Source organism: Brevundimonas sp. CURTG3B2_SDJG (assembly GCF_057364705.1).
On sequence record NZ_JBNFOJ010000217.1, the window covers coordinates 1 to 4738 of the forward strand.

General features: G+C 71.6%; 4 protein-coding genes and 1 riboswitch. Of the genes, 2 read left to right on the plus strand and 2 right to left on the minus strand.

The features are described from left to right. Positions 1 to 605, plus strand: a 605-nt coding sequence (locus AC2W7C_RS13500) for an aldo/keto reductase (protein ID WP_486001899.1), incomplete at its 5' end; no start/stop codon positions are given. Here AC2W7C_RS13500 and AC2W7C_RS13505 read toward each other — a convergent pair. Next, complete coding sequence (locus tag AC2W7C_RS13505) at positions 589 to 2421, minus strand: TonB-dependent receptor plug domain-containing protein (RefSeq protein WP_486001900.1); 1833 nt, start codon at positions 2419 to 2421, stop codon at positions 589 to 591. The genes AC2W7C_RS13500 and AC2W7C_RS13505 overlap by 17 nt on opposite strands. A 138-nt stretch (positions 2422 to 2559) precedes the next feature. Beyond that, positions 2560 to 2741: riboswitch (cobalamin riboswitch) on the minus strand. A 26-nt stretch (positions 2742 to 2767) separates the two neighbouring features. Beyond that, positions 2768 to 3472: a DUF4328 domain-containing protein gene (locus tag AC2W7C_RS13510; RefSeq protein ID WP_486001901.1), complete on the minus strand. Its 705-nt coding sequence runs from the start codon at positions 3470 to 3472 to the stop codon at positions 2768 to 2770. A gap of 97 nt (positions 3473 to 3569) precedes the next feature. On the opposite strand from AC2W7C_RS13510, the gene AC2W7C_RS13515 reads away from it, so the two are divergent. After that, positions 3570 to 4738, plus strand: a 1169-nt coding sequence (locus AC2W7C_RS13515; protein WP_486001902.1) for a MutS N-terminal domain-containing protein, incomplete at its 3' end; no start/stop codon positions are given.

A 4738-nucleotide genomic window follows, 5' to 3' on the forward strand; every position in this document is an offset into this window, starting at 1 on the left:
AGCGCCTGGGCCTGCCGCGCGGCGACACCTTGCTGGCCGCCTCGGCCGCGGACCTGGCCGGGACCGAGGGGCGGGCGCTGTGGGACCGGATGCTGGCGCTGAAGGACCGCGGCCTGTACCGGCGCATCGGCTTCTGCACGACCATGGAGGACGGCCCGGCCCTGCTGGCGCGGCGGTTCCAGCCGGACGTGGTGCAGCTGCCCTGCAACCTGCTGGATCAGCGCGCGCATCGGACGGGGGTTCTGGACGAACTGGCCGGGCTGGGGATCGACATCCACCTGTCCTCGGTGTTCGCGCGCGGCCTGCTGTTCATGAGCGGCGACGCCCTGCCGGCCGAACTGGGCCATCACGCGCCGCAGCTGTCGCGCATCCGCAGACGGCTGGCGGAGGCGCGCGTGGATCCGATGCAGGCGACCCTCGCCTACACCCTGACCCTGCCGCAGATCTCGGCGGTGGTGGCCAGCGTCGCCTCGGCGGCGGAGCTGCGCGCGGTCCTCGCCGCCGCCCACGCGCCCGCGCCCAACCTGGACTGGGAGGCGCTCCAGCTCGAGCAGCCGGCCGCGATCACGGCCGGCGCCCGAGGCCGGATCAGTAGCGCAGCCTGATCCCGGCGTAGCCCGACAGGCCGGGCTCTCCATATCCCAGCACCTGCTGATACCGCTCGTCGGCCAGGTTCTCGATCCGCGCCGTCAGGGTGACGTGGTCGGTCAGGACGTAGGCGGCGTTCAGATTGGCCGTGACGAAGCCGTCGCGCATGGCCGGGACCGCGGCGTTGGTGTCGGGCTCCTCGCCCTCGGCGCGGACGGTCAGGGCGCCCGAGAGACGCTCGCCGGTCCAACCCAGGGTCGCCGAGCCCGCGTGTTCCGGCACGCGCGCCAGCGGCCGGCCGGTGGCCTGGTCCTTCGCGTCGGTCCAGGCGTAGGCCAGGGTCAGGTCGAAGCCATGGCCCAGGATGGCCCGGCTCTCCAGCTCGACGCCGTCGGTCGTCGTCTCGGCGATGTTGACGTAGTAGCTGTCGAAGGTGACCGGGTCGAAGACGTAGGTGATCTGGTCCTCGACGTTCAGGCGATAGATCGTCGCCCGGCCTTCGATGCGGCCGTCGGCCGAACGCCAGCCGATCGCCGCCTCATATCCGTCGGCCTTTTCCGGACGCAGGGTCGGGAAGGGCTGGGACGAGAAGCAGAAGTCGCAGACCGCCTGGCTGACCGACGGGGCCTTGAAGCCCGTGCCATAGGCGCCCGACAGGGTGAAGCCGGGGGCGAAGTCCCAGGCCGCCGAAATCCGGCCCGTGGTCTTGGAGCCGAAATCGTCGGTGTCGTCGAAGCGCAGGCCGCCGGTGACGCTGAGCGTCTCGCTGACCTCATAGCGGGCCGTGCCGAAAACCGAGGTGGTCCCCAGGCTGACCGACGCGCCGGTCGAGATGCTGCCGGTGCTTTCCTCGCGCTCGGCGCCGAAGGCGTAGGTCGCCGCGCCGGTCTCGCCGTTGGCCTGCCAGCGGTAGGCCTGGCGATCCGCTTCGAAGACCGAGCCGAAGGCGCTGAAGGTCTGGCGCTCGATGTCCGAGCCCGAGACGCTGAACTGATGCTCCAGGCCCAGGGCGTCGACGGTGGCGCGGACGACGCTGGACCATTGCTCGGATTCCGACCGGTCGCCGTTGTCGGAGACGGGGAAGCCGTTATCCAGATCGGCCTCGCTCTTCGACCAGCGGGCCGAGCCGTCGATCTTCACCGCCGGCGAGACGGCGTAGCGGCCGCGAACGCCGACCGTGGTGTTCTCGAAGCCGTCCTCCTCGGGATTGCCGTTGGCCGCGTCGGCGACCGAGATCCCGTCGGTGTTGAAGCGCGAGACATAGCCGCCCAGGGCCCAGGTCTCGTTGGCGATCCCGCCGGCCAGGCGGCCGCGGACGGTGCCGAAGCTGCCGGCCTCGGCCTCGGCGCGCAGGCCGTCGATTTCGCGGGTGGTGAAGGCGATCACCCCGCCGATGGCGTCGGAGCCCCAGAGCGACGACTGCGGACCCGACAGAACCTCGATCCGTTCGATGTCGCCCAGGTCGAAGCCAGAGACGTCGTAGGCGCCGTTCGGCTCGGCCGCGTCATTGACCGGGACGCCGTCCACCAGGACCAGGGTCTTGCCCGGGGTGGCGCCGCGCATGCGGACCTGGGCGACGCCCCCGAAGGCGCCCGAGCGGGTCACCGACAGGCCGGGAACGTCGGACAGGATGTCGGACGCGAAGACCGCGCCGCGCCGCTCGATGGTGCGGCTGTCGATGGTCCGGGCCCCGGGGGTGTCGGCGACGATGGCGGGGATGCGTGTGGCGGTGACCACCACCTCGGACAGGGTTTCGTCCGGCGCGGCCTGGGCGAGGGCGGAGGCGGGGATCAGCACGGCCGCAGCCGTGGCGAGAAGAAGGGATCGCGTCATGTGCGATGTCTCCGTCGTCTCCGCGCGAGCGCGTCGCGGCGACGTAGGGAAGGGCGACCGACCCGTCCCTGGCTGGAACGGCGCAAGTGTCGGGTCGCCTCGACGGATCACCGCGTCTCTGTCTGGTCCCGGACAGCGGACGGACGACGTCGGCGGCCAGGTTTCCTGGCTTGCGGGTCGCCAGCCGAGCTTCACGTCTTCCCGGTTTCCCAGTGACGCCGGAGATCGCTCTCCGGATCGAAGCCGGCCTCGCCGCCTACAGTTGCGGGCACAGCCGCGGTGTTGGACCGCGTTCCCTTAACCGCCTGGGCGGGCGTATCGCAGGCGCGGAGGCTTATGGCAACGGTCAAGCCGCCCAGGCGGGCGCGCCTGGGACCGGCGGCGTCCAGCCGCTCGCGATCAGTTGCGTCTGGCGGCGGCTGATCGGGCCGCCGATGCGCAGGAACAGCAGGCCGGCGGCGATCTGGATGGCGTAGGCGGCCACCAGGGTCGCGTCGGCGATCAGCAGATGCGAGGCCGTCGATGCGGACCGGTTCATGACGTTGCTCGCCGCGACGACGAAGTTGGAGGCCAGGACCGCGCCCCACCACCAGCGCAGCAGCGCCGGGTCCCGCAACCCCTTCCAGCGCTCGGGATCGGCGCTGGACCGCCACAGCTCGCTGGTCATTCCATAGGGTTTCCACAGCGAGACGAAGGGAATGACGAACCACCAGATCGCCCAGGCCGGCGAGGTCTCCACGCCCCGGAACAGGGCGTGGGCGTTGCGGACCGAACGAAGATACCACTTCAGGACCAGGAAGGCGCAGACGAGGAAGGTCGCGAAGTAGAGCAGGCTCGCCCCGGCGGTGGTCCATATCTCGGCTTCGGCGCCGGCCACATGGTCCGACAGGTAGTCGAGCTCGGTCATCGGCGCCTCGCCGGGGATGCGGGCGAGCAGGGCCACCCGGTAGCCGAAGGCGACGGCCCCCAGCGCCGCGCTGGCGATGAACCCCCACGCCCAGATCCTGACCGCCCCCCAGAGCTTGTCGTTCGGTTTCGCCTGATAGGTCATCGTCGCCCCCTTTTCCCCAGGGCGGTGTCGCATCGGCCTTCCTGTCGGGCAAGCCGCTTGAGCCGTCCGCCGCAATCCTTCACCTTGCGGCGCTCGCATGAACGCTCCCCTCGCCCATCCGCCCAAAGCCGACGCCCTCCCGTCCTCGGAGGGGGTGACGCCGGTCATGGCCCAGTTCCTAGCGGCCAAGGCCAGCCAGCCGGACGCCATCGTCTTCTTCCGGATGGGCGACTTCTACGAGCTGTTCTTCAAGGACGCGGAGATCGCCTCGGCGGCGCTGGGCATCACCCTGACCAAGCGGGGCAAGCACCAGGGCGAAGACATCCCCATGGCCGGGGTGCCGGTGCATGCGCTGGAAGGCTATCTGGCGCGGCTGATCCGGCAGGGGTTCAAGGCCGCCATCTGCGAGCAGATGGAGGACCCGGCCGAGGCCAAGAAGCGCGGCTCCAAGGCCGTGGTCCGGCGCGACATCGTGCGGGTGGTGACGCCGGGCACCCTGACCGAGGACTCGTTGCTCGACGCGCGCGGGGCCAACCGGCTGGCGGCCGTCGCGATCCGCAAGGGCCGGGCCGCGGTGGCGGTGGTCGAGTTGTCCGCCGGGGCGGTCGACGTGGTCGCCTGCGCGCTGGAGGACCTGGGCGCGACCCTGGCCGCGTTCCGCCCGTCGGAGGTGCTGGTTCCCGACCGCCTGTTCTCGTATCCGGTGGCCAAGGACGCGCTGGACGGGTCGGGCGGGGTGGTCCAGGCCCTGCCCCAGGCGCTGGCCGAGCCGGTCGGCGCGCGGGTGCGGGTCGAGCGGCTGTATGGCGTGGCGGCGCTGGACGGTTTCGGGAGCTTCGAGGAGGCCGAGGTTTCGGCCCTGGGCCTGATCGCCGCCTATCTGGAGACGACGCAGGCGGGAAGGGTCCCGGCGTTGTCGGCGCCGCGCCGATCCGGCGACACCGGCTTCCTGGCCATCGATCCCGCGACCCGGCTCAGCCTGGAGATCGACCGCACCCAGCGGGGCGAGCGTGAGGGGTCTCTGCTGGCCTGCATCGACCGGACGGTGACGTCGGGCGGGGCGCGGGCGCTGGCCGAGCGCATCGCCCGGCCGCTGCGCGATCCGGTCGCCATCAACCATGGACTCGACGCCGTCGAATGGCTGCTGGAGCGCCGCGACCTGCGGCGCGATCTGAGGGACGGACTGAGGGCCTCCTCGGACGTGGCGCGGGCCGTCTCGCGCCTGGCGCTGGGACGGGGCGGGCCGCGCGATCTGGCCGCGATCCG

What these genes read in the sequence shown, in the direction of transcription:
- AC2W7C_RS13505 (WP_486001900.1), bottom strand. Translation starts at nt 2,421, where the DNA reads ATGACGCGATCCCTTCTTCTCGCCACGGCTGCGGCCGTGCTGATCCCC.
- AC2W7C_RS13510 (WP_486001901.1), bottom strand. Translation starts at nt 3,472, where the DNA reads ATGACCTATCAGGCGAAACCGAACGACAAGCTCTGGGGGGCGGTCAGG.